The organism is Pelosinus sp. sgz500959 (genome assembly GCF_042610375.1).
In the GTDB taxonomy this organism is placed as follows: domain Bacteria; phylum Bacillota; class Negativicutes; order DSM-13327; family DSM-13327; genus CTSoil-075.
Map to the genome: position 1 here is coordinate 96,634 of NZ_JBGJZL010000010.1, position 23,848 is coordinate 120,481.

Annotated in this window: 17 protein-coding genes; 6 read left to right on the forward strand and 11 right to left on the reverse strand. The window is 35.8% G+C overall.

What is annotated here, in order from left to right; all coding sequences use genetic code 11:
* Window positions 1–3: 3 nt before the first annotated feature.
* The 10 genes from ACAN52_RS16040 to ACAN52_RS16085 all read right to left on the reverse strand — a co-directional run bounded on the left by ACAN52_RS16040 (window position 4) and on the right by ACAN52_RS16085 (window position 13,403).
* Window positions 4–1,686 carry a ribulokinase gene (locus ACAN52_RS16040; RefSeq protein WP_378955934.1) on the reverse strand — a complete coding sequence of 561 codons (1,683 nt, stop codon included), beginning with the start codon at window positions 1,684–1,686 and terminating at the stop codon, window positions 4–6.
* Between the two features lie 236 nt (window positions 1,687–1,922).
* A complete protein-coding gene (locus tag ACAN52_RS16045) occupies window positions 1,923–3,122 on the reverse strand; it encodes an ROK family protein (RefSeq protein WP_378955935.1) in 1,200 nt (399 codons plus the stop codon).
* Between the two features lie 352 nt (window positions 3,123–3,474).
* Window positions 3,475–4,638: a multiple monosaccharide ABC transporter permease gene (gene mmsB, locus ACAN52_RS16050; protein ID WP_378955936.1), complete on the reverse strand. Its 1,164-nt coding sequence runs from the start codon at window positions 4,636–4,638 to the stop codon at window positions 3,475–3,477.
* Window positions 4,639–4,651: 13 nt separating this feature from the next.
* The gene (mmsA, locus tag ACAN52_RS16055; RefSeq protein ID WP_378955938.1) at window positions 4,652–6,175 is read right to left on the reverse strand and encodes a multiple monosaccharide ABC transporter ATP-binding protein; all 1,524 of its coding nucleotides are present in this window, start codon (window positions 6,173–6,175) and stop codon (window positions 4,652–4,654) included.
* 115 nt (window positions 6,176–6,290) lie between these two features.
* The gene (gene chvE, locus ACAN52_RS16060) at window positions 6,291–7,370 is read right to left on the reverse strand and encodes a multiple monosaccharide ABC transporter substrate-binding protein (RefSeq protein ID WP_378955939.1); all 1,080 of its coding nucleotides are present in this window, start codon (window positions 7,368–7,370) and stop codon (window positions 6,291–6,293) included.
* 312 nt (window positions 7,371–7,682) lie between these two features.
* Window positions 7,683–8,729 carry an aldose epimerase family protein gene (locus ACAN52_RS16065; RefSeq protein ID WP_378955940.1) on the reverse strand — a complete coding sequence of 349 codons (1,047 nt, stop codon included), beginning with the start codon at window positions 8,727–8,729 and terminating at the stop codon, window positions 7,683–7,685.
* Between the two features lie 268 nt (window positions 8,730–8,997).
* Window positions 8,998–10,005, reverse strand: coding sequence for an ABC transporter substrate-binding protein (locus tag ACAN52_RS16070; RefSeq protein WP_378955941.1), 1,008 nt, complete (start codon window positions 10,003–10,005; stop codon window positions 8,998–9,000).
* Window positions 10,006–10,209: 204 nt separating this feature from the next.
* Window positions 10,210–11,160 carry a bile acid:sodium symporter family protein gene (locus tag ACAN52_RS16075; protein ID WP_378955942.1) on the reverse strand — a complete coding sequence of 317 codons (951 nt, stop codon included), beginning with the start codon at window positions 11,158–11,160 and terminating at the stop codon, window positions 10,210–10,212.
* Between the two features lie 178 nt (window positions 11,161–11,338).
* Window positions 11,339–11,989: an alanyl-tRNA editing protein gene (locus ACAN52_RS16080; protein WP_378955943.1), complete on the reverse strand. Its 651-nt coding sequence runs from the start codon at window positions 11,987–11,989 to the stop codon at window positions 11,339–11,341.
* 148 nt (window positions 11,990–12,137) lie between these two features.
* The gene (locus ACAN52_RS16085) at window positions 12,138–13,403 is read right to left on the reverse strand and encodes a cation:dicarboxylate symporter family transporter (RefSeq protein WP_378955944.1); all 1,266 of its coding nucleotides are present in this window, start codon (window positions 13,401–13,403) and stop codon (window positions 12,138–12,140) included.
* Window positions 13,404–13,609: 206 nt separating this feature from the next.
* Between ACAN52_RS16085 and ACAN52_RS16090 the strand changes: the two genes are divergently transcribed.
* From ACAN52_RS16090 to ACAN52_RS16110, 5 genes are all read left to right on the forward strand, one after another.
* Complete coding sequence (locus ACAN52_RS16090; protein ID WP_378955945.1) at window positions 13,610–14,902, forward strand: sensor histidine kinase; 1,293 nt, start codon at window positions 13,610–13,612, stop codon at window positions 14,900–14,902.
* Window positions 14,903–14,906: 4 nt separating this feature from the next.
* Entirely contained in the window at window positions 14,907–15,839 is a 933-nt protein-coding gene (locus tag ACAN52_RS16095; protein WP_378955946.1) for a response regulator, read from the forward strand.
* Window positions 15,840–16,105: 266 nt separating this feature from the next.
* A complete protein-coding gene (locus ACAN52_RS16100) occupies window positions 16,106–17,242 on the forward strand; it encodes an FIST signal transduction protein (RefSeq protein ID WP_378955947.1) in 1,137 nt (378 codons plus the stop codon).
* A 1-nt stretch (window position 17,243) separates the two neighbouring features.
* Entirely contained in the window at window positions 17,244–18,293 is a 1,050-nt protein-coding gene (locus ACAN52_RS16105; protein ID WP_378955948.1) for a sensor histidine kinase, read from the forward strand.
* Window positions 18,283–19,488: an HDOD domain-containing protein gene (locus ACAN52_RS16110; RefSeq protein ID WP_378956014.1), complete on the forward strand. Its 1,206-nt coding sequence runs from the start codon at window positions 18,283–18,285 to the stop codon at window positions 19,486–19,488. Before ACAN52_RS16105 ends, ACAN52_RS16110 begins: the two co-directional genes overlap by 11 nt.
* Window positions 19,489–19,554: 66 nt before the next feature.
* Here ACAN52_RS16110 and ACAN52_RS16115 read toward each other — a convergent pair whose 3' ends face one another.
* Window positions 19,555–21,243 (reverse strand): PAS domain-containing protein, encoded by a 1,689-nt coding sequence (locus ACAN52_RS16115; RefSeq protein ID WP_378955949.1) that lies wholly within the window; start codon window positions 21,241–21,243, stop codon window positions 19,555–19,557.
* Window positions 21,244–21,483: 240 nt separating this feature from the next.
* Between ACAN52_RS16115 and ACAN52_RS16120 the strand changes: the two genes are divergently transcribed.
* A complete protein-coding gene (locus tag ACAN52_RS16120) occupies window positions 21,484–23,778 on the forward strand; it encodes a cache domain-containing protein (RefSeq protein WP_378955951.1) in 2,295 nt (764 codons plus the stop codon).
* The last annotated feature ends 70 nt before the right edge of the window (window positions 23,779–23,848 follow it).

The window sequence follows — 23,848 nt, forward strand, 5'->3', positions numbered from 1 at the left end:
CTTCTACCCTTTGCAGTTTCTTGAATTTTTCTTAATTTCTTTTAACCGTTTCATAACATCATTCTCACCACGACCAAAATAGTCGTGCAGAATTTTATATTCTGCATATATTTTTTTATAGCGGACAACATTTTCGGGGATTGGTGTATAGATCTGTTTAATGCTGGTCATCTTAGCCGCTGCATCTAAAATAGTGTCATGACCGCCCTGTTTCCCGCCAGCAGCAACAGCACCAAACATAGCTGCTCCCAATGCAGGTGTCTGCAAAGACGTAGCAACACGAATTTCAAGGCCGGTTACATCGGCATAGATTTGCATAAGCATATTATTTTTTTGTGATAAACCACCGCAGGCATAAAGTTGTTCAACGGGCACCCCAGCTTGATTAAATGTTTCAACAATCATATTTGTACCAAAAGCAGTCGCTTCAATCAGTGCTCGATAGATTTCTTCTGGTTTGGTTAGTAAAGTCGCACCAAGCAGAACACCTGTCAGATTTGTATCAACAAGTACACAACGATTTCCATTCCACCAATCAAGAGCTAATAAACCACTTTCTCCTGGCACAAGTTTCGCAGCTTTAGATTCTAATAATTGATGAACACTGACCTTCTTCTCTTGTGCTTCTGCCAGATAGTCAGCAGGAACGCAATTGTCCACAAACCATTCAAAAATATCTCCTACAGCAGATTGACCTGCTTCATAGCCAAAATAACCACCAATAATCCCATCTTCAACTACTCCACACATACCATCAACTGTTTTTTCTTCACAGCCAAGTAATAAATGACAAATTGATGTTCCCATACTCATCACCATTTTGCCTGGTGTAACAACGCCAGCAGCAGGAACGGCAGCGTGGGCATCTACATTGCCAACGGCTACGGCTGTGCCTGGTTTTAATCCCATATGCTTAGCCATTTCTGCTGTCAATCCTCCAGCTTTACTGCCTATGGCGACAATCGGGCTATTTAATTTTTCTTCTACGAGATTTTCTAATCTTGGATCTAATGCTTTAAAAAATTCTTTTGTAGGATATCCATCTTGTTTGTGCCAGATTGCTTTATAGCCAGCAGTACAGCTATTACGCACATCGATTCCAGTCATTTGCATGGTTACCCAGTCTGTTGCTTCCATAAAGCGGTCAGCTGCCGCATAAATTTCTGGTGCTTCATCTAATATCTGCCAAATTTTAGGTATTAACCATTCAGATGAAATCTTGCCACCATAACGTGCTAAGAACTTTTCTCCATGTTGAGCTGCAATTTTATTTAAAGAATTTGCCTCATCCTGAGCCGCATGATGTTTCCACAATTTTACCCAAGCGTGAGGATGATTGCGGTATTCTGGCAGTTGGCACAAAGCTCTGCCATCTTTAGCTACAGGTAGCATAGTACACGCCGTGAAATCAATCCCCAAGCCAACTACGTCTTCTGGATTAATTTGAGAATCCTGCAATACTTTTGATACTCCTTGGCGCAAAACAGCAATATAATCATCTGGATTTTGCAAAGCCCAATCATACTCTAACTGAATATCAGTCCCTGGCAATTGTTCATCAATCACACCATCAGCATAGGGTACGACTGCCGTAGCCACCTCCTTACCCGTTGCCACCTCAACAAGCAATGCCCGACCAGATTGAGTTCCATAATCAATTCCAATACTATATTTTTTATTTTCCACAGTACCACTCTCCTTCCTATTTGTAACTTTATTTATAACTTAATTTATTATTTAATTTATTATTTAACAATATACGCCATCATTTTAAGATTTCCTGCTTTTATTTTTTAAAAAATCAAAAAATTCTATTTTATTTTAATCAATAAAAATACTCCCTATCTGGACAAGGTTTAGAGGTATTCCCCCTGTCTAGATAGAGAGTATTATTTCTTATTTTCAAGCATAGTTATCTTATTTTAGCGCAAGAAAATTCCTTCCATAACCACATCAACAATTCCTTTCAGAGCATCTTTTCTTCCTTCCGAAGAAAATTCAATGCGAGTCGAGGAATAACAACTTGCCAAAGCACGTTCTTTGATCACCTGCATCATGGTGTCTTCCATGAATTTTCTTCCTTTAACAATGCCGCCACCAACAAGCACTAATTGGGGATTAAAAATATTAATAATATTCGCTACCCCCATACCAATATATTGAGCAACATGTTGAAACATGCTAATCGCAAGTTCATCTCCTTCTTCAGCAGCAGCATAGATATGTTTGGGCCTGATAGCAGTGATATCACCTTTTACCATTTCTGATACCAAGGATTTCTCACCTTTGCTAATTGACTGTACAACCTTGTTGACTAAAGCCAACTCAGATGCCATGGCCTCCAGACAACCATGGTTACCACAGCTACACAAGGGACCATCAACATCTACAACAGTATGACCTATTTCTCCTGCACTATCACCAAATCCACGATACAACTCACCATTAAAAATAATTCCAGAACCAATTCCGCCACCCACTCCTAGAAATACGGCATTTTTAATATCACGATATGGCCCATAATGATAGGCTCCAAGTGCCATAGCCCGCATATCATTTTCTACAAAAACAGGAAGTTGAAACCGCTTTTCCACAATATATTTTAATGGTACATTATGCCAACCTGTACTAGGGGAAAATAAAGAAAGTCCTTCTTGTGACATAACGGGTCCCCGTACAATAATGCCAATCGCTAAGGCCAATTGACCATCTTCCAAAGAATGACACTCTGCAATCGTATCTTCTAATAAAGATAATATTTTCTCAGGCTTTAAGTTTTGGATATCATGACATGTTTCTTCCTTAATTTCTAAACCTCCATTAATCAAATAGCCAACCATTTCTTTAGAGCGGATATCAATAATAATCATATTCGTTTTTTCTGAATTCGCCTTGAGAAGCACTGGACGTCTCCCACCGCTATATTCTCCAACCATATACTCTTGAATCAATCCATATTCAATCAATTTTCCTGATATATTTGTTACAGTCGGCGCTGTCAAACCTGTCAATTTCGCAATATCAACACGTGATATGGGTCCGCGTCTTCGAATCATATTCACAATCAGCGATTCGTTCACACCGCCTGCAATTTTAAAAGTAGTCTCATTTATACCGTCCATAATCCACCTACACTCTCCGCTTTCATCTTTTTTATAACAACATCTCGTCTACTATGAATGCAACTATTTAACATAAAGTAAATTTGGCTTACACTAAGCTTCAGCATAGGCAAAAACCTTAGTCTCTCTTCCTTAAAATTAAAAAGTCCCATGATTCAATATGAAGTCAGTCAAAGAATCATTTTCCGGTTCATTCTTGAGATTATTATATAATATTAGGGCTTAAAATGTTTACTTTATTAAATAATATCTCCTATTTTTATAAAAAAATGTGGATTTGTAGCTAATAAGTCATCTTTGACCTTTACAAATCCACTTTTATAGTAATGATCGCACTAAACAGGCAATTTTTTTATGATTGTTTAGATTTTGTATAAATATCAAAGGCTACAGCTAATAATAATACTAAACCTTTAATTGTTTGTTGCATATCAATGGTTACACCAATCAAGGACATCCCATTGTTCATTACGCCCATTACCAGCCCACCAATAATGGCTCCCATAACAACACCAATACCTCCGGCGGTAGAAGCTCCACCAATGAAACATGCTGCAATGGCATCTAATTCAAAACCCATACCTGCTTTTGGCGTTGCCGCATTAAGCCTGGCAGCAAAAATAAGACCTGACAAGGCAGCCATGACACCCATGTTGACAAATACCCAAAATACAATGCGTTTGGTTTTTACACCCGATAACTGTGCGGCTTTTTCATTGCCGCCAAGAGCATAAATATGACGTCCTACTACTGTTTTAGTCGTTATAAAAGTATAAAAAATAATTAGAATAAATAACAAGATTAGAACATTAGGAATGCCTTTATAGGAAGAAAGTAAATACATAAACCAGTTGATTGCCACACCAACGAAGGTTAATTTCATAATCAAAAATTGCATAGGAATGACTTCAAACTGATACTCTTGCTTAGCTTTGCGATGACTTAATTCAAAATAAATATAGATTAAAGTCAAAGCAACGCCAACCACAAGGGTTGTAATGTGCATTGTACTTCCACCTAATAAATCAGGTACGAACCCATTACTCATTTTTTGAAAAACTTCTGGATAAGGGCCTTTTGATTGTCCCTCTAAGGCTGTCATTGTCAAGCCCCTAAAAATGAGCATTCCTGCCAAAGTGACAATAAAGGATGGAATCTTAAAGTAAGAAATCCAATACCCATGAAATGCCCCAGCAAGACCTCCAATAAGTAGTGAAATCAGTATTCCTGAAAAAACACCAAAATGATTATCTACCATTAAAATAGCTGACATGGCACCGACAAAAGCCGCGATCGAGCCAACTGATAAATCAATTTGAAAAGCAACGATGACTAATAACATACCAATTGCTAATACAAGGATATAACTATTCTGTTGGATAAGATTGGTTACATTCAAAGGTTGTAGCAATACACCTTTAGTGACAATTTCAAAAAATAATACAATGGATATTAAGGCAATCACCATACCATATTCTCTGATATTGCTTTTAAACATCTGTTTCAAAGTTTCCACAACGCTGCCTCCTTTATTTACTCATTATATATTTCATGATTTTTTCTTGCGATGCTTCATCTCCTGAAATTTCACCTGTAATCGCACCTTCATTCATGACATAAATTCGATCACACATACCAAGTATTTCAGGCAGCTCTGAGGAAATCATTAAGATACCCTTTCCTTCTTTAGCTAACTCATTAATAATGCTGTAGATTTCAAATTTTGCCCCTACATCAATCCCTCGTGTCGGTTCATCTAATATCAAAATATCCGGTTCTGTAAAAATCCATTTACTTAAAATAACTTTTTGCTGATTTCCACCACTTAGATTAACGGTTTTTTGCAAAATACTTGAACATTTGATTTTCATTTGTTGACGACTTTTTTCAGCAACGACAATTTCTTGATTTTCATCAATAACATGATTTTTAGCTATTTTTTTCAAATTAGCTAAGGTAATATTTCGCTGAATATCATCATTTAAGATTAATCCATAGTGTTTTCGATCTTCTGTGACATAAGCAATTCCTTGATCAATGGCTTGGCTTACATTATTTAGATGTATTTCTTTCCCATTTTTATAAAGTTGTCCGCTGATTTTTTGCCCATAGGATTTACCAAAAATACTCATAGCAAGCTCTGTTCGTCCCGCTCCCATAAGTCCTGAGATTCCTACAACTTCACCTTTTTTAATGTTAAAATCAACATTCTTAATGATTTTTCGTTCAGAATGAAGATGATGATATACATTCCAATTCTTGACTTCAAAAATAACGTCTCCAATTGCTGCCGCTCTTTTTGGAAAACGTTCTGTTAATTCTCTGCCTACCATACCTTGAATAATTCGGTCTTCTGTAATGTGATCTTCTTTCACATTTAATGTTTCAATCGTAGCCCCATCACGCAATACGGTAATGGAGTCAGAAATCCTTGAAATCTCATTTAATTTGTGAGAAATGATAATCGAAGATATACCTTGTTTCTTAAATTCTAATAATAAGTTCAATAAGTTATTACTGTCATCTTCATTTAAGGCAGCCGTTGGTTCATCCAAAATTAACAATTGAACTTCTTTTGATAAGGCTTTAGCAATCTCAACTAATTGTTGTTTACCAACACCAATATTTGTAATCAAAGTGCTCGGTAATTCTTTGAGCCCTACAGTTGCCAATAATTTTTGTGTACGTGTCGTGGTCGCATGCCAATCAATAAGACCATGTTTTCCTTGTTCATTGCCTAGAAAAATATTTTCTTCGATTGATAAATAAGGAATGAGAGCTAGTTCTTGATGAATAATTACAATACCTAATTTTTCACTTTCTTTGATATCTTTAAATTCGCATACTTTACCTTTATAATGAATCTCTCCTGTATATGTCCCATGAGGATATACGCCACTCAAAACCTTCATTAAAGTTGATTTCCCCGCACCATTTTCGCCCACTAAAGCATGAATTTCGCCTTTTTTCACTTGCAAATTGACATGATTAAGAGCTTTAACACCTGGAAAAGTTTTCGTAATATCGATCATTTCCAAAATAACATCTTCCATATATCCTCAACTCCTTGCACTCTCTAGTCCACTCAACTATGCCATATAATAATTTAGCGATGACCTTACAGCCATCACTAAATTATTCTGATATGACATCCTATTTTAAAGAATACTATTTAAGCTTATCAGCAGTATAATATCCGCTTTCAATTAATACTTTTTCATAGTTTGTTTTATCAACAGAAACAGGTACTAAGAGATAAGAAGGTACGACTTTCACACCGTTATTGTAGGTTTTATCATCATTCGTTTCTGCTTTTTTGCCACTTAATACAGCATCGACCATTTCTACAGTCACTTTTGCAAGATCTCTTGTATCTTTAAATACAGTTTGAGATTGTTCACCTTTAATAATTGATTTGATCGAAGGTATTTCAGCATCTTGCCCCGTAACGATCGGCATTGGTTGCGAAGGTGTCCCATAACCAACAGCTTTTAAGGAAGAAAGAATCCCAATACTAATGCCATCATAAGGAGATAATACGGCATCGACTTTATCACCTGTATAATTTTTACTTAATAAATTATCCATTCTCGCTTGTGCTGTAGCACCATCCCATCGTAATGTAGCACATACGCCCATATCCATTTGTCCACTTTTTACAACGATTTTCTTAGCATCAATATAAGGTTTTAAAACTGACATGGCACCATCAAAGAATAAGAATGCGTTATTATCATCTGGTGATCCACCAAAGATCTCAACGTTAAATGGTCCTTTACCCTCTTTTAAACCTAATGCTTTTTCAATATAAGACGCTTGAAGTACTCCTACTTTAAAATTATCAAAGGTTGCATAATAATCGATGTTAGCACTCTTTTTAATTAGGCGGTCATACGCAATGACTGGAATATTTTTATCTTTGGCTTTTTGCAATACGGTTGTTAATGATTCACCATCGATTGATGCAATTACTAAAACATTAGCACCTTTTGTAATCATGTTTTCTATTTGGGCAAGTTGATTTTCTACATTATCTTCACCATACTGCAAGTCAGTTTCATATCCTTTAGCTTGCAGTTGTTTAACAATATTTTCACCATCTGCGATCCATCGCGCTGAAGATTTGGTCGGCATTGCAATACCAACTTTTTTCTTCGCGCTAGGGCTGGAAGTAGAGTTTGAAGAACCACACGCGGTCAGTGAGACTGCCATTACAACCATAAGTAACAAGGCTAAGATTTTTTTCATTGAAAATTCCCCCTCTTTTTATGTTTGTCCAACTATAATCCTCGAAATCCCGACGTTACCTTCATCACCATCTTTCAGCATATTACTAAAACACTTCTTTGCAACATGCCATTATTTGATTTTTTTTAATATTTCAATAATACAAATTAATTATAGCAAACATTTTTACTTACTTCAATAATTAATTAAAAATTAAATTTATTAATTAATTTATCGACAATTATTGCGTTTTAAATAAAAAACGCTTGTAAAATTCTCAATAGAAAATTACAAACGTTTTTTTGGTCAATCAGTTTTTTTATAATGAGCAATCTATCCTACACTAAAGGTATATTTAGTCATTGTAGAAAATTTTTGATCCTTCTTTAAGATGCAAGAAGGAAAATTCGGATGGTGAATGGAGTCAGGTAGCCCTTGGGTTTCAAGGCATAATCCTAAATAAGGTCTAGATTTTACACCATGAATATCTAAGTTAGTAGGGATTTGATTCCCGGTATAGAGTACGACACCCACTGCATCGCTTTCTACAACCAGATTACGTCCGCTTTTTTCATCATGTAATACAATTTCCTGATTATAATGACTATCTAACACAAAGGGATGATCATAGCCTCGCCCAGCGATTATATTTTGTGAATCACTCGAATCAATACCTTCCTTAATTTTTCTCCCATTTCTAAAATCAAAGACAGTATCTTTTACATCGATAAATTTACCTGTTGGCATGAGTTCTTGTGTCAATTCCAAAAATTGACTACTATTGATTTTTAAACTATGTTGAGATATGTCTTGTTTTACATTACCACTTAAATTAAAATATGTATGATTTGTTGGATTAAATAGGGTCTCTTGATCGGTTTGTCCATAATAATGAATCATAAACTCATTCTGATCATTTAAAGTATATGTTACCTTTGTTGCCAGTGTTCCAGGATAACCTTCTTCTCCATCCAAACTCGTATACGAAAACTCGATCACCACTTCTTGCTCTGTATCGAGGGTTTTTACATCCCATACAACTTTGTGAAAACCTCGCAATCCACCATGAAGATGATTTTGTCCATCATTACTCGCTAACGTATATGTTTTCCCATCTAATGTAAACTGTGCATCTTGTATTCTACCAGCAATTCTACCTACAACAACACCAGCATAGATAGGATTATCTTGATAAGCAGCTAAATCTTGAAACCCTAATACAATATTTTCATAATTACCCTTGTTATCAGGGGTTATCATCTTGGTAATAGCGCATCCATAATTTAAACAAGAAATTTCTATGCCATTTCCATTCTTTAATGTATATTCGTATACACTTTTTCCGTCGACTTCGCCGATTAACTGTTTGTTGATTAACACAATGTTCACTCCCTTGTATAATTGTATAAAAATTCTTATGCTCTTATCTTACATGATCTTACCATAATGTGAAATAGCCACGGATGCAACAACAACTTTAGCTCCCGCAGCAATTCAAAAACAATCAATGATCTTTAATTTTTTTACCTTCATATGAACTGGTGTATTGTGTCAAAGATCGTCCTATCAATAAATTGAAACTTTGACACAATACACCAGAGCACATAGATTGTGCTACTGGTAACAAACTGATTGATTTTCGTTTGAATTAGTATTTACGATTTGGTAATTCCTTAGCTGCTACGTCGGCAGGGAATACACTTTCTTTGGTTACAATTCGTTTTTCAATTGTTTTTCCTGCAACAAGGTCTTTGACAGCTGACATTAATTGATCTCCTAATAATGGGCTACATTCAATACTTGCATTCAATTTTCCAGCAATCATTGCTTCGAAAGCACCTTTTACACCATCGATGGAAACGATAATAATATCTTTACCAGGTTTTAAACCAGCTTCTTCAATTGCTTGAATGGCACCAATAGCCATATCATCATTATGAGCATACAAAACATCGATTTTTTGTCCTTCAGCCTTTGCTGATTTCAAGAAGGACTCCATAACTTCTTTACCTTTGGCACGAGTAAAATCACCAGTTTGTGATTTAATAATTTTATAATTAGTATTTTGTTTCAATATCTCTTCAAAGCCGGCTTTACGGTCAATCGCAGGAGCTGAACCAACTGTACCTTGTAGCTCTACCACATTGACTGGATCTTTATCTTTTTTCATGAAATCAACTAACCATTTACCAGCTCTGCGGCCTTCTTCCACGAAATCAGAACCCATAAAAGTTACATAATAATCATCGGCTTTACCATTGCTCATCTTAACAGATCGATCTGTTAAAATAACAGGTATTTTAGCATCTTTAGCTTCTTGCAACACTGCATCCCAGCCTGTTTCAACAACAGGAGAAAAGGCAATAACATCTACTTTTTGTTGTATAAAAGATCGTAAGGCTTTTATCTGATTTTCTTGCTTTTGTTGTGCATCGGAAAATTTAAGTTCAATACCAGCAGTTTTTGCAGAAGCCTTAATGGATTCAGTGTTCGCTGTCCGCCATTCACTTTCAGCACCAATTTGTGAGAAACCTAAGATAATCTTTTTGTCCACAGGCTTACTCGTTTCTTGCTTAGCACCCCCACCGCAGCCTGCGAGTGTTAACATCATAACACCGATACTTAACGCTACAGTAATTTTTTTCCACTTTGACATTAGCTTTAACCCTCCCTATTCTTTTTCGAATCTAGCACTGACTTTATTATAAAATGCGAGCCTCTAGGTTGTATTTAGAATAATCAGTAATTTCTTATAATTTTCCAAACTCTTTAGACGAAAGAGTATAAAATGATCATATACATAAAAAAACAAGACACCCTTTCGAGTGCCTTGCGTTATCCCTGTATTTCTGGTTATATTTTATTTTTTAAGAGTAGCAACGGTTTCTTCATCCTTAGAACCCCAATATCCAGCCAATAATGAACCTGTAAAATTATGCCATACACTAAAGATAACCCCTGGAATTGCTGCAATTGGATCAAGATGAGCAATCGCCAAGGCAACGGCTAAGCCGGAATTTTCCATGCCGATTTCAAAAGAAACAGCTTTGGCTTTTTTGTGGCTCATTCCCATTGTCCGAGATGCTCCATAACCAAGGCCTAAGCCTAATGCATTATGTAAGGCAACAGCTATAAATGCAATAACGGCAACAGTAACCAACTTGGCAGCACTCAGTGCTACCACGATTGCAATAATAGCAATAATTGAAAGTACAGAAATTAGAGGAATGATGACCATTACCCGATTGACAAATTCAGAAGCAAATGTTCGAACGACAATACCTAAAATAATAGGGAAAAGTACAATTTTAAGAATATCAATTAATAAGGCCTCAGCATTAATAGGAATCAAGGTACCAGCTAAAAATAAGAATAAAAATGGCGTAAAAATGGGAGCCAATATGGTATTTACACTTGATATCGTCACAGATAATGCCGTATCTCCCTTGGCAATAAACGTCATAACATTCGAAGCTGTACCGCTAGGGCATGCACCGACAAGAATTAAACCCGCAGCTAATGATGGCGGCAATCCTAATAGCTTAGCAACCAAAAATGCGACACTTGGCATAATAATATACCGTAAAAGGACACCATATAATACATCTTTAGGGCGTGTAAAGACTAGTTTAAAATCATCTAGAGTCATCGTAAGACCCATCCCTAGCATAATCAGACCAAGAAGATACGGAATATAAGTGGCAAAAGGTTTAAATGGAGCAGGGCTCAAAAAAGCGATCGCCGCAAATAAAACAACCCACACGGGGAAAAGCTTAGTAATAAATTTTGCAATTTTTTCTGTTGTCGACATTGTAATCCTCCTATTTTTCTTTATTCCATCTTAGCTGTATAAAACACACTTCGCGATGAAAGGTTCTTTTATTTTATAACACATAGAGCTAAAATTCAATAAAGTATTTTATAGAGAGATGAATGTCCTTCTAAATTTTACTACCATAACTAATATGTGATAAATTGTTACTCAAAAATTAGGAAATCATGATCTCAATTCTTTCTTTGCCTTTCCCAATATTATTTCTTTTTAAAGAGACTCTTCCTAATTCTCCAGTTTTCTTCAGGTGCGTTCCCCCACAAGGGACCTTTGCGAAATTTTCGATTTCCCAATAACGAATTTCTTTTTCCTGATCACTAAATGCGCTTTTTATCGGTAAATCTAGATCAACAAGTTCTTTAATTTTATTATTTAGTAAATCAAAGGTCTGTGAAATATTACCTTGCCATACAAAATCAACTCTTGCTTTATCTTCGGCAATATGGGCTCCGACTTTCATCGGATCATTGAAATTTTGCTGGATCAATTCCAATACAAGTTCAGCTGCGAAATGTAATTTCATGAGTTTATAACGCCGCGTCCAATCAATTCTCATCAGCACTTGATCATCTATTTTCAATTCATGAAGATCATCAATAAAATAGACGATTTGTTTATCCCTTTTTTCAGCTTTTATAATATTATATTTGTCAATTGTTCCTCCATCAGATTCCTGCCCTCCTGAAAATGCATAAGCAATGGTTTGGTCAACAGTAATCATTTCACCATCTACACTTGTTATTTTTGCTGTTAACTCAGTCAAATATGGATCAACCCAAAATATTTTTTCTACATTCATTCGTTTCATAACCTCCTTCAGTCACTTGTCCATGATTGTGATTTAACTATATATTATTTTATCGAAAGAAACAATTATGTAACATTCAAAATTATCGAGTGCTAAATGCCTTAGAATAAAAAAAGTTGCCCCTTTTAGAGCAACTAATTTTTATTCTTTATGCAACTTTTCGAATCATTGCCTCTTCTTTTTTGACGTCATATTGTTTTTCCCATTTGGAAATAACCACAGCAGCTAAGGCATTGCCAATGACATTAACAACGGTTCTTGCCATATCCATAAAACGGTCAACTCCTGCAATAAAGGCTAACCCCTCTGCCGGAATACCTACGCTACCGAGAGTCGCCAACAATACAACAAAGGATACACCTGGTACACCCGCGATCCCCTTAGAGGTCAACATTAACACCAACATTAAGTTAATTTGGGTGCTAACGGGTAAATCAATACCATATAATTGGGCTAGAAAAATAGCCGCAATCGCCTGATAAAGAGTGGATCCAGTCAAATTAAAAGAATAGCCAGTCGGAATGACAAAGGATGTAATCGCCTTAGGACAGCCCATCATTTCCATTTTTTTCATAATATTAGGCAATACAGCCTCTGAACTTGCTGTCGTATAAGCAAGGATTAATTCTTCTTTTAAGACTCCGATAAAACTCATGATATTAATACCACAAAGCTTAGCAATGACACCAAGCACCAGGAAGACAAACAATATCATAGCACCATAAACGGTAATAACAAGTTTCCCCAAGGGAATTAATGAATGAAGACCAAATTTAGCAACAGTAGAACCAATAAGAGCAAACACTCCAAACGGTGCAAATTTCATGACTTGATTGGTCACCCAAAACATGGTCTCCATTACGCCTTCACAAAGTTTGAGAACCGGCTTTCCTTTCTCACCAATGGCAGCAAGGCCTAACCCAAACATAACAGAAAAGAATATAATTGCAAGCATGTCGCCTTTTGCAAGTACGTCAAACACATTGGCAGGAACAACATTGACAAATGTATCAGCAAAACTATGATGACCTGCACTTTCTGCAGTGTCCACATAACTGGAAATATTCGTTTTAGCTAAGCTACCCATATTCTCAATTCCAATTCCAGGCTTGACAACATTGGCAATGATGAGTCCCATAACAATGGCAACAGTCGTCACAATTTCAAAAAAAAGAATGGTTTTACCACCAATTTTCCCTAGTTTCTTTGCATCACCAACGCCTGCAATCCCAACGATCAGGGAAGATACGACAATAGGTACTACAATCATTTTGATCAACCGGATAAACATATCCCCTATGGGCTTTAAATATCCTTCAATTGTTGGATCTCCATAATAGGCGGCGCCTACTGCAACCCCCAAGATAAGTCCAAGGAGAATTTGTGTTCCTAAACCAAACTTAATTTTTTTCATTTTCATCTTCCTCTCTATCATTCTCTAATCTTACCATCTTAAATTTATCATCCAACCTATAAAATCCAAGAGAATACTAGAAAGGTTCTGAAAATTTTTATTTTTGGAAACTATCTAGGAAATCACATTTATTTCTGTTATTCTGTATAAGGTATAAATGGAATCCATCATTATACTCCAATTCTCATGTAAGGAAGTAGTTAATAATGAAACGAACATGGTTAGCGATTTTATTAATGATCCTGATTGTTCCTTTAGTTGGGGAACTCAAATTTCATCCTTTCGATGGCGAATTCAGTTCTTTTCGCGTTAGCTTTGGTGCACCAGCATTTTTATTTTTTTTATTATGGATACGTAACATTTCATTTATCTTTTCCGGTTTATTAGTGGGTTTAGCCGTTTTAGTCTTTCGTATGACCTTGGACTGGACTACGAGTATGGAGGCTTTCACTTCTAGTTTTTTACTTCATGTTCCTGCCTTTTTTTATTACGTGACATATGCCACTATTTTTCACTTAGCAAAAGCCAATGTTTTATATCACCAACCTCTACGAATCGGCCTCTTGTCAATTATTGCAGAACTAATCGCCAGTATAGTAGAACTCATGTTGTCTTTAAACTATTCCAGCCTAGCTGCTATACTGACATTTCCCATTATCAGTAAAATTTTACTCATTGCTGTCATTCGCAGCTTTTTTGTTCTAAGTTGCTTTTTTATCATCAATTTACGCCATGCAGAATTTATAGCAGAACAGCAAAGAGAGCAAAATAAACATATCCTGCTTTTAATTTCCGGTCTATATGAAGAAGCCATCCAGCTCACAAAATCCTTGAAGAATGCCGAAAATATTACTAGAGATTGTTATCATTTATATAACGATCTACATAATAATAAATCATCATTTAACCAAGAGAGCTTAGCTCAAAGCCTACTAGAAATTGCTGGACAAGTACATGAAATTAAAAAGGATAATCAACGAATCTACGCCAGTCTTACTCAGCTAATATCAGATGGCAAATTACATGACTATATGAGCGCTGCAGAGCTCGTAGATATCATCGTTCAATCCCATCAAAAATATGCACGCTCTATGGACAAGAATATTACTTTTAATGTACTCGTTGAAGAGATGTTACCACCACTGCACGTCTATACGGTTTTATCACTAGTTAATAATTTGGTATCTAATGCTGTCGAATCCATTCAGGATACTGGACTTATTAAAATATCTTTTTATTCAATTAATGAATCCATCGCATTTCGTGTGACCGACACTGGACCAGGTATCCCAGCGAAAAAAAGAAACCTCATTTTCAAGCCTGGCTATACCACCAAGTTTGATTCATTAGGTAATCCTTCAACAGGCATGGGGCTTCCTTACATAAAAGATTTGGCAAATAATCTACAAGGCAGCATTACGATTGAAGAAATTCCCCTTACAAATGAAACTGTATTCACCATACAATTGCCACTACGAAGTTTAATAAAGGAAGGATAATATCATGCGTTTTTTTCTTGTTGATGATGATGAAGCAATCCGTTCTATGCTCTCCGAAATAATTGAAGACTATGATTTGGGCGAAGTCGTCGGCGAAGCAGAAAATGGTTCTGCCGTTGATGCCCAACTCCTCACTGTGAAAGCCGTTGATATCTTGATCATTGACTTATTAATGCCTCTGCGTGACGGAATTCAAACTGTTCGTGAATTAAAACCGATATTCAAAGGTAAAATAATCATGCTTTCTCAAGTAGAAGACAAAGAAATGATTGGCAATGCCTATTTACTGGGAGTACATTATTACATTACTAAACCGATTAATCGTCTTGAAGTCATCGGCATCATTCAAAATGTGGTCGAACACATCCGACTACAAAAAGTCATTTCTAATATTGAAAAAAACCTGAATGTACTAAACTCTGAAAAAATTTCTCATACACCGATACCTGCACCTGATACAACAAACCAAAATACCATTATTACTTCTGGACAGTATCTCCTTGCTGAATTAGGAATGGTAGGTGAAAGCGGCAGTAAGGATTTATTAGATATGTTAGACTACCTAAGTAAATATGAAAATGAACATCCCTCGGAGCATGAGTTTCCTGCCTTGAAAGATATTTTTGTTCATGTCGCCATAAAGAGACTCGGGTTCTTATCTTCTGATCCAACTAATATAAAAAAAGAATCAAAAGCCTTAGAACAACGAGTTCGCCGAACGATCTTCCAAGGCTTACATCATCTCGCTTCACTCGGTGTTACAGATTATAACAATCCAAAATTTGAAGAATATGCTTCGAAGTTCTTTGATTTTACGGAAATGAGAAAAGTAATGCTTAATTTACAAAATAATGTGAAACCCTCAATCTCAGATTCACGTATTAATATAAAAAAATTCGTAAAAGTATTATTTCTTGAAGCAAAGAAAAGACATTAAAGTTTTTTCTTTGCTTATTTTCTCTCCTTATGTTGAAGACTACGTTCAGTATTATATGGGCTATATGCTATTTTCAACTCAATTGGGACTATCAGTTATTTGCATTTTTCTATTTTTATAGCTTAGTTCTAAAAGAACTTACGAGTCAAAGACGTAAAATTATTATTTTTACTTTCACATTGCTGTGCAGGAACGGACAATCTAACATCGAATTGGTAAAGAAATATAGATAGAATCATAGTTTGCGCACAGGGGGGGAATATATTATGCAGATCGAACAATTGCTATATAATAGTTTAGGAATTAAGCAAAATACGATCACTAATAAATTAAGAAATAAAGCACAATTTCTCTTAATCTTCGGCGCAAAAAAACTTTTACTAAATAAAGAAATTTTTGATGAACTAAGAGACTTATATCCAAGTGCTTATTTTATCGGTGGAACGACTTCCGGAGAAATATATAATAATATAGCGACCGAAAACACATTATCTGCTACAGCCGTTTATATGGAAAAATCCGAAATACAGTGCGCTTCTATTACCATTGAAAATGGGACATGTTTTGAAGCCGCTGCGGATTTATCTGCAAAATTTGTTGGTCATGATTTAAAACATGTCTTTATTATTTCCGAAGGGACAAACATCAATGGCAGCAAACTTGTTGAGGGATTAACGAAGTATCTTCCTATTGGTACTACTTTATCTGGTGGTCTTGCAGGAGGTGGAAACTCTTTTGGTGAGTCCTTGGTGATTGCAAATGATTACCCTAAGAAAAATCAAATTGCGGCAATTGGATTTTATGGTGAAAATGTAAGATTTGGATATGGCTCTGTGGGCGGATGGTCTCCTTTCGGCATTGAACGCATAATTACAAAGTCGGAAAATAACATCTTATACCAGTTTGACGAAAAACCCGCTCTTGATTTATATAAAGAATATCTAGGAGAATATGCTGAAGGTCTTCCAACTTCAGGTTTACACTTTCCTCTTATGGTACGATCAAAGGATCATAGCCGTACTTTCATTCGCACCATTCAGGGAATTGACGAATCACAAAAAGCTCTCATATTTTCTGGTGATATACCAGAAGGATACTATGCAAAACTAATGAAAGCCAATTGCGACAGCCTTATTGATGGTTCACTTCAGGCTGCACAAATAAGCCTTGAATCACTTGGTGTACCTAGTGCCAATCTTGCTATTTTAGTAAGCTGTTTCGGAAGAAAGCTGGTGCTTAATCAAATGTTAAGTGAAGAAATCGATGCGGCGAGGAGTATTTTGGGAAGAGAAAGTATATTTACAGGTTTTTATTCCTATGGTGAAATCGCCCCACGCAATAGAGAGACAAGCAGTGAGCTACATAACCAAACAATGACAATTACTTTGATTGCGGAGGTTTAGCATGATGGATGATACTCTACACCGTCTTTTGAAACGGCAAGTTGAAAGCCATTTAAACGGCGTCGAAATAACAGCCGAACTAAAAAATTTTATTTCGGCTGTAAATGAAGCCTATATCAGTCAGGATAAAGATCGTTCTTTGCTTGAGCGCAGCATCGATATTAGTTCTCAAGAATATAACGAAAATATGGAAAAAATACGAACATTACAAAGCCAACTTGTACAACAGGAAAAAATGGCGGGTATTGGACAACTATCAGCAGGAATAGCACATGAAATAAATAACCCTCTTGGCTACACCCAAAGCAACTTAGATACTTTGAAAAAATATTTGGATAAAATCAAAGTTTTTCTTGAAACTCTGAGGAATTTTGAAAGCACACTGCAACTAGAAAATAACCAAGCCGCACAAGAGCTCATTACAACCATCCACGCATCTAGAAAAAAGAATAAAATTGACGTCATCTATGATGATATTGATGATATTATTGGCGAATCAATCGCAGGACTAAGTCGAATAGAGAAAATTGTAAAGAGCCTCCTTGGATTCGCCAGAACCAGTATCAACTCAGAATATGAAGAGTACGACTTAAATAAAGGAATAAAAGATACCCTTGCAATTGCAAATAATGAAATCAAGTACTTTGCTAATGTAGTTGAAGACTTAGGGGCAATCCCTTCTATCAAAGTAACCGGCAGCTCCATCAATCAAGTATTACTTAACCTGATATTAAATGCAGTTCACGCTATAAAAGAAGCCTCGCAGGAAGGCATCCTCACTCTCAAAACCTTTGAAAAAGATGGATCTATCTGTTGTAGAATCACAGATAACGGTATCGGTATACCTAAGGAAAATCTTGATCATATATTTACACCTTTTTTTACAACCAAGCCAGTTGGTATGGGTACAGGTCTCGGACTCAGTATTGCATATGATATTATTATAAATAAACATTCAGGGCGAATCGAGGTAGAAAGCGAATTAGGGAAAGGAACATCTTTCACGATTAAATTTCCTACAAAGGGAGGTCAGATTTGTGATGCTAAATGATAATGATAGTACTAGTAAAAAAATACTATTTGTCGATGATGAAGTACAAATTCTTAAATCTCTAAACCGCCTCTTCATGGACACGGAATACGAAGTTTTTACCGCTGGAAGTGGCAAAGAGGCTTTAGACATTCTTGCAACTGAAAAAATAGATATGATCATCACAGACATGAGAATGCCCGAGATGGATGGATCTCAACTCTTACATCAGGTAAAAGAACTCTATCCAAATTCTCTCCGAATCATATTGAGCGGCTATGCCGAAAAAAATACTGTTCTTCAAGCACTACAAAAAAACATTGCAAAACTTTACATTCTTAAGCCTTGGGAAAATGATAAACTGATCGAATTAGTTGATCAGTTATTTGAAACGGAAAATATTCTACGTGATAGTAATTTACTTGGTTTAATCAATAAAGTCGATGAATTACCTACAATAAAAAGTAGCTATCGTCAAATTATGGAGTTAATTGATCAGGATGCTGATTTAGCAAAAATTGCAAGTGCGATTGAAAAAGATCATTCCATTGCAACTAAAATTCTCCATATTATTAATTCGGCTTTCTATGAGGTCAAAACAGGAAGTGTGAAACATGCTATCACTTATCTTGGATTATCGACTATCCGAAATATTTTATTAACAACATCTATTGTTGATTCTCTTAATATGAATGGTCTTTATGGAACACGACTAGAACTATTATGGAATCATTCTTTTATATGTAGTAAAATCGTAAACATTATCTACGAAAAATTACTGTTAAAGAAACTCTCCGAAAATGAAATTTCCGCCGGATTGCTTCATAATATCGGTATTGTATTGTTACTTAAACTTTTCCCCGAAAAATACATTGAAGTCTTTCACAAAGAGGAAAGAGAAAAGACCAGCTTATTACAAATAGAACAAGAAGCTCTCAACGTTACACATCAACAAACAGGTGGTTATTTATTACGCTGGTGGGAATTACCGCATCCTATTGTCGAAGCAGCACTTTATCATCATACACCTTTTGCGACGGGGATTATTCATCGCGAACTGATCTACGCAGTCAATATCGCTCAGCATTATGCAAGTATAATCTTAAAAAACCAATTACCAAGTACCACTTTTGATGCTGCTGTTTTCGCGGCTTTAGGAATTGATCAAAACCAGTTCGAGAAAGAAATTTCTCATTTATCACTGAATAAAAAGTAAGCCTAACATCATATGTAATCAAAAACTCCCTATACAAATTCGTGATTTGTATAGGGAGTCTCTATGTTATGATTTATCTTTATGTCTACTGCAGGCAGTTAAAGGCAGCTTAATGGTAAAGGTTGTTCCAATTCCTCTTTCACTTATTACAAAGATGTCACCACAATGTTTATTTACAACAATGTCATAGGAAATACTCAATCCAAGTCCCGTCCCCTGACCACTTGGCTTTGTCGTAAAAAATGCATTAAAAATATTTTTTTTAGTTTCTTCAGTCATACCAAGTCCATTGTCTTGAATCAAACAGTACACAAATTGATCATCATGATAACTAGTAATCTTAATCATTCCTAGTTTACCCATTTGCTTTTCCCTAATGGCATGAGCTGCATTGATGATAATATTCAAAAGAACTTGATTAATTTGTCCTGATGAAGCCTTTATTGTTGGTAAAAATCCTAAATCAACCTCAATTTCAGCAACATATTTGATTTCATTTTTCGCAATAATCAAGGTATTTTTTATACCTGAATTTAAATCATAAGACTCAAATTCACTACTTTTATCAACTCTTGAAAATAACTTCAAAGCTTTGACAATCTCACCCAACCGTTTTAAGCCATCGTCTGATTCTTGAATAATTGGCTCAAGGTCTTCAAAAATATAGGCTATTTTTTTCTGTTTTTCATAAAGAACAACTTGATGTACTAATTCTTTTAAACTTTGTACATCCGACCCCACGATCTGCTCTTTAAGTTCATCATATTTATGAAATAAATCAATAATCTTAGTTAGATATTTCTTCAGACTATCAAAGTTACTTAACACAAAGCCCAATGGATTGTTAATCTCATGAGCTACACCTGCAGCAAGCTGACCAATTCCAGCTAATTTTTCTTGCTGTACTAACTGCACTTGAGTTTTCTTTAAATTAACTAACGCATCTTTTATTTCACTATTGCGTTTTTCAATTGTCTCTTCCATTAGTTTCTTCTCGCTGATATCACGAATCATAATCATGATATTTTCATCAGAAATGACAACCATACGAGCTTCTCTACTTCTCAACTCTCCCTTCTGCAGCATTTGATATTCAAAACAAGTGACTTTCTTTATTTTAAAGGCCAATGTAATATTTTCCATAAACAGCATCGCTACATCTTCCGGTAATAACTCGCCTATTGTTTTTCCTATAAAAGAATGTTCCTCTGCAATATAGTCAAATTCGCGCGCTTTCTTAAACTCAATTACTTTAAAACCAGGTGTTACGATTGCCATGATATCAGGGATAGCCTGGAGAAGTGTCTGATTTTTCGCCTCACTTTCCCGTAGTAATTCTTCTGCTTTTTTTTGCTCTGTGATATCAGTAATGGCTCCTACTAACCCTTTTATCTTACCGGCTGAATTTCGATAAATGGATTTGTGGAATAGTACATAACGATCCATACCTTTTGTAGTCACATGGCTTTCATATATCTGTATATGATCTTGTCCTAATAATTCTTGATCTTTCATGTGATATTTATCCGCTAACTGTTCAGGTACAATATCATATGCTGTTTTTCCTATAATTTGATCTTTGCGTAATCCAATAAATTTTTCATAAGCTCTATTACAGTTGATATAGATACCATCACTATTTTTAATAAAGAGTGGAACAGCAATCGAATCTAGAATCTCACAAAATCCATATTCTCCATTTCCCAATTTATGATTACTCTGGGGATAGACTGCAGATATTTTTTTAATTCTCATCGTTGTATCCTTTCTTTCCGATCAAATAATCCTGTTGTCTCTTTCTACGAAGTTCATGCTAATTCCTGTAAGCAATCTCGCACAAAGAAACTATATTATATTGATAGATTCACACCACTTTCCTTATGGAGGGATATCAAATAAAATGTCGAATAGAAATGGAAATAGATGCTAAATCTTGCTTTTTATATTTTAATGTCTTTTGATTAAAATATACTTTTAAAATTATCGAGGTGAGACATGAAGGTTCAAACATTACGGCAGCAATTTAGGTTATGGACTATTTTACTCGTCCTCATTCCTAGTTTGCTCGTCATGGTTATTTACACTGTTGGTCAGATCAAATTAGCAAAAGAAGAAAATCTAAAACTGATCAGCCAGCGCGTTTATTCTCAAAAGCGTCTGATTGATTATTGGATGGCAGAACGGGTCTATGACGTTCACAACCTTAGTGAGTCAGAGGATTTTCGAATCTTAGACGAACAACAAATGCAAAAATCTCTCTCTTTAACGCAGCGGAACAACCAAAACTTTGATTCATTCTCATACATCGATAAAGATGGTTTTTTTCGAATATCAACTCTCAATAGTGCAATCAAATACCCTTCGACCAGAAATCAACCTTACTTTGAAGCCGCTCTAGCGGGTAAAGAGTATATTTCAAATGTGGTGATTGGCCGCAATAGTGGCTTACCGATCATTAACTTCTCTTCTCCTATTTTCGACTACGCTGGGAACTTACAAGGTTTGATACTTGGTTCCGTAAGAACAACAACCCTCGAAACACTCTTGCGTGATAATTGGATTGGACAAACAGGAGAAATTTTTCTGGTTAACCAAGAAGGTACAATGCTCACCGAACCACGACACGCCAGTCTATTAATGGACAAGGGGCTTATTGGGGACACGGCTAGGATGAAATTTAAAATTGCAACTGATGCATTTCATCCTAGCCAAATTACGGATTCTGGTACGGCCGAATGGACTGATTACCTTGGTAACAAAGTCTTAGGTTCCTATTTGCATGTACCTGAACGTGGCTGGACAATTATTGGTAAAATCAACGAAGAAGAAGTTCTTGGTCCGATTTATAAGCAGCTAGCACTCATGGCTAGCGGAACAATCGCTTTATTATTCTTGATTATACCTCTAGCCACCCTAATAACCAACCGAATTAAACGTCCTCTAGATTGGCTAATCAAACAGTCTGGATTAATTACTCTCGAACACTATGAAATGGTCGCACGCGATAGACCACCAGAAAGTATTTCCCATGAACTAGACATCCTTTGCACTATTTTCGTGAGAATGAGCCAAAAAATTGCAGATACTGTCAGTCTACTGAAAAAAAATGAAACTAAATTAGAGCATAAAGTTCATGAGCGAACAATTGAACTATCGGATATGAATATAGCACTTGAAGAAGAAATTGCCCAACATCAAGCGGCCAATAGAGCTCTTAAGGATAGCCGGGATGCACTTGCCATTAGCGAGTCTCGTTACAAAGATCTATTTGACTACATGCACAATGGCTGTTCATATCATAAGGTACGATTCGATGAAGAAAATAATCCCATAGATCTTGAATACATTCACGTTAACCACGCCTATGAAAAATATGCCGGATACCTTGCTTCTGAACTTATTGGAAAAGGGCTAACAGATATTTTCCCACACATAAATAACGAAAGCTTTAATTGGATAAAAGCCTATGCAACTGTAGCGATTTCTGGTGAACCAATTAGTTTTACACAATATTTCGAACATCAACAGCGATGGTATTCTATTTCTGCCTATAGCCCTACAAAAGATCATGTAGCTGTCATTTCAGAAGATGTTACTAAATTTATCACTCTACAAAAAGAAATCACCCGCATGGACAGGCTTAATCTAATTGGAAATATGGCTGCAGGCTTAGCACACGAAATCAGAAATCCCATGACCGTCGTAAAAGGTTACTTACAACATTTTAAGAGAAAAATCCCTAATATTCTGCACGATCAATTGGATTTAGTTTTAAGCGAATTAGCACGTATCGAAACAATCATTACCGATTTTTTAGCAATATCCAAAACCAAGTCAACAGAACAAGAAAAACAGGACTTAAATGAAATTATTAATAAAATTGCCCCATTACTACTGACAGATGCACTCAAACGAGGAATGAATCTTGAATTTAAACTCTCTAGGGATATTCCCCAGCTTATTCTAGCGGAAAAAGAAATTAAACAATTACTTTTAAATCTTGCTATGAATGGGCTGAATGCGATGAAGCAGCATGGTACATTAACAATTGAAACCAAATATCAAGATGGCTCTGTGATTTTATGCATAGAAGATTCCGGTTGCGGTATTCCTAAAGACTTACAAGAGAAAATTTTTGATCCCTTCTTTACAACAAGAGATGATGGTACAGGACTTGGTCTTTCTGTCTGTGCTAGTATTGTTGAACGTCATAGTGGTATCATTAAAGTCGATTCCGAAGAGGGAAAAGGAACTCGTTTTGTTATCACTTTCCCAGTAGAAAAAAATTAAGCAACCTCTTTAAAGCAAAAAAATGATTAAATTCACGTTATTCGCGGATTTAATCATTTTTTACTTTGCA